The sequence below is a fragment of the Actinomadura sp. NPDC049753 genome (genome assembly GCF_040674655.1).
GTDB lineage: Bacteria > Actinomycetota > Actinomycetes > Streptosporangiales > Streptosporangiaceae > Spirillospora > Spirillospora verrucosospora.
Genome location: NZ_JBFARL010000414.1, coordinates 1 through 2380, shown reverse-complemented (window position 1 = coordinate 2380; position 2380 = coordinate 1). Strand labels below are relative to the sequence as shown.

Annotated in this window: 4 protein-coding genes; 3 read left to right on the top strand and 1 reads right to left on the bottom strand. The window is 75.3% G+C overall.

Annotation, left to right across the window (positions count from 1 at the left end; translation table 11 throughout):
* Positions 1–38: 38 nt before the first annotated feature.
* The gene (locus AB0K37_RS41755; RefSeq protein WP_363991670.1) at positions 39–278 is read right to left on the bottom strand and encodes an ACT domain-containing protein; all 240 of its coding nucleotides are present in this window, start codon (positions 276–278) and stop codon (positions 39–41) included.
* Positions 279–440: 162 nt separating this feature from the next.
* On the opposite strand from AB0K37_RS41755, the gene AB0K37_RS41750 reads away from it, so the two are divergent.
* The 3 genes from AB0K37_RS41750 to AB0K37_RS41740 form a co-directional block, all read left to right on the top strand.
* Entirely contained in the window at positions 441–1112 is a 672-nt protein-coding gene (locus AB0K37_RS41750; RefSeq protein ID WP_363991668.1) for a carboxymuconolactone decarboxylase family protein, read from the top strand.
* Positions 1105–1692 (top strand): GNAT family protein, encoded by a 588-nt coding sequence (locus AB0K37_RS41745; RefSeq protein ID WP_363991665.1) that lies wholly within the window; start codon positions 1105–1107, stop codon positions 1690–1692. Before AB0K37_RS41750 ends, AB0K37_RS41745 begins: the two co-directional genes overlap by 8 nt.
* A gap of 50 nt (positions 1693–1742) precedes the next feature.
* Positions 1743–2380 (top strand): FAD-binding oxidoreductase (locus AB0K37_RS41740; protein WP_363991662.1); only part of this gene is annotated, 638 nt, incomplete at its 3' end.

Sequence of the window (2380 nt, the reverse complement as noted above, 5' to 3'; positions counted from 1 at the left end):
CGCGACCGTCCCGGACTGCGGAGCCAGGTCGCCCGCGTTCAGGCGCTGGAGCGTCGTCTTGCCAGGGTGCCGCCCGCCGCGCCCAGCGCCTCGGCGAGGGCGCGGGCGTCGGGGCCGCCGCGCGGGACGTCGACGATGAACTCGTCGACCACCCCGTCGGCGTCGAGCTGGACCGACAGCCCGAGGATGTTGGCGCCGCGCCGGGCCAGCGCGGTCGTGAGGGAGGCGAGGCGGCCGGGACGGTCCTCGATCTCGGTGCGGATGCGCAGCAGCGGCATGGGACGTTCCCTCCGGGGGCCGGGAGCCCCGTTCGTGTCCGGTGCGGTCGCCGGCAAGGCTCGCCGACGCGTGTTACGCGGCCGCTACGTCATCGTGTGCCAGGGGTTTCACATTCCGGACGGGGGTTGAGCCGCCCGCTCCGAGCGCCTAGCGTGCGGTGAGTGATCGACCCCGTGACCGGTGAGCGCGTCAACGACCGACCGCGGCGCGGCCCGTCCCCGACGAGGCTCCCGCTGCTCCTCCCCGGTTCGCTCAGCGAGGAGCAGCGAGCCGTCTACGAGGCGGTGACGGGCGGGCCCCGCGCCGGCGACCGCAATCCCCCCTTCGCCCTGGCCGACGACATCGGGCGCCTGCAGGGCCCGTTCAACGCGATGCTCTACAGCCCTCCCGTCGGGCTGCCGCTGCAGGACCTCGGCGCCGCGCTGCGCTTCCGCACCGGATTCACCAAGCGCGAGCGCGAGATCGCGACCCTCGTCGTGGCGGCGCACCTGCGCTCCGACTTCGAGTGGTACGCCCACGAGCGGATCGGGCGCCGGCAGGGGCTCGCCGACGAGGAGATGGACGCGCTGCGCGAGGGTCGCGCACCGATGCTCGCCGACGTCCGCGAGCGCGTCGTGTACGAGGCGGCGCGCCAGCTCGTGGCCGAGGGCGACCTCGCCGACGCCGTGTACACCGAGGCGGTGGCCACGCTCGGCCGCACGGCCCTCGTCGAGCTGGTCGCGCTCGTCGGCTACTACCAGGCGCTCGCGCTGCAGTTGCGGGTGTTCCGCGTCGGCGTCCCCGAGGGGGAGGCCGCGCCCGAGTGGCCCGCCGCGGGGGACGGGTATGAGTGAGGTGCTGCGCACGGTCCGGCTCGTGCTGCACCCGGTGTCGATGCGCGACCACGCAGCCCTGCTGACGCACTGGACGGGCCCCCTCGTCCGCCGCCACCTGTTCGACGACCGGGTGGTCACGCCCGTGCAGGTCAGCGAGATCATCGAGGCCAGCGAGCGGGACTTCGCCACCGAGGGCTACGGGCTGTGGGCGCTGCGCCCCTCCCCCTCGTCCCCGAGCGGCGGCGCGGCGGCGCCCGGCGGCCCGCTGGCGGGCGTGGCCGGGCTCAGCCACCACGAGGGGCCGCTCGGCCACGGCGTGGACGTCGAGATCCTCTACAGCCTTGAGCCCGCCCACTGGGGGCGGGGGCTGGCCGCCGAGGCCTCCCGCGCCGTCCTGGACTACGCGTTCGGGGTGGTCGGCGTGCACCGGATCACCGCCGAGATCGACACGGCCAACCCCGCGTCGTCGCAGATCGCGCTCCAGCTCGGGATGCGCCGGTGGCGGGACGGACCCGCCGGGCCCGACGGCGCCGCGTACTACGCGGCCGAACGCTCCCGCTGGATCGGATCCCGTCGAATAGTCGACGCCGTGCCCTAGAATCCGTTGCCGCCTGTTGATTTTGCTGCGGAATGCAGCAGGATGAGCCCATGAGCTCCTCCCCGGGCCGGGCGCCCCTGGCTCCCGGTTTCGCCAACGGCGGCGTCTCCCACTGGTACCGGGCGGCCGGACGCCCCGCCCCCGGCCCCCGCCTGCCGGGCCCGCGCACCGCCGACGTGTGCGTCGTCGGCGCCGGCTACACCGGACTCTGGACCGCCTACTACCTCAAGCAGGCCCGCCCCGACCTGCGGATCGTCGTGCTGGAGCGCGAGTTCGCGGGGTTCGGCGCGTCCGGGCGCAACGGCGGCTGGGTGCTGGGGGAGATCGCGGGATCCCGGGAGCGCTACGCCGCCCGGCACGGCCGTCCCGCCGCGATCGCGCTGCAGCACGCCATGTTCCGGGCGGTGGACGAGGTCGTCCGCGTCGCGGGCGCCGAGGACATCGACGCCGGCCTGGTCAAGGGCGGCGTCCTGCACGTGGCCCGGAACGCCGCCCAGCGCGCCCGCCTCGCCGCCCTGGTCGAGGAGGCGCGCGAATGGGGCTGGAGCGACGACGACCTCGTCCCGCTGCCCGCCTCCGCTCGTCGCGTTCGAGTGACCTCGGGGACGATCCCGTGCGCCACCGCGAACGCGAGGGTGTCGCGCAGGTCGTGCGGGGAGCCCGAAGGCACGCCCATCACCCGCAGCCG

Bases quoted from the DNA above. Each gene is read 5' to 3' on its own strand.
- AB0K37_RS41755 (WP_363991670.1), bottom strand. From the start codon at position 278: ATGCCGCTGCTGCGCATCCGCACCGAGATCGAGGACCGTCCCGGCCGC.
- AB0K37_RS41745 (WP_363991665.1), top strand. From the start codon at position 1,105: ATGAGTGAGGTGCTGCGCACGGTCCGGCTCGTGCTGCACCCGGTGTCG.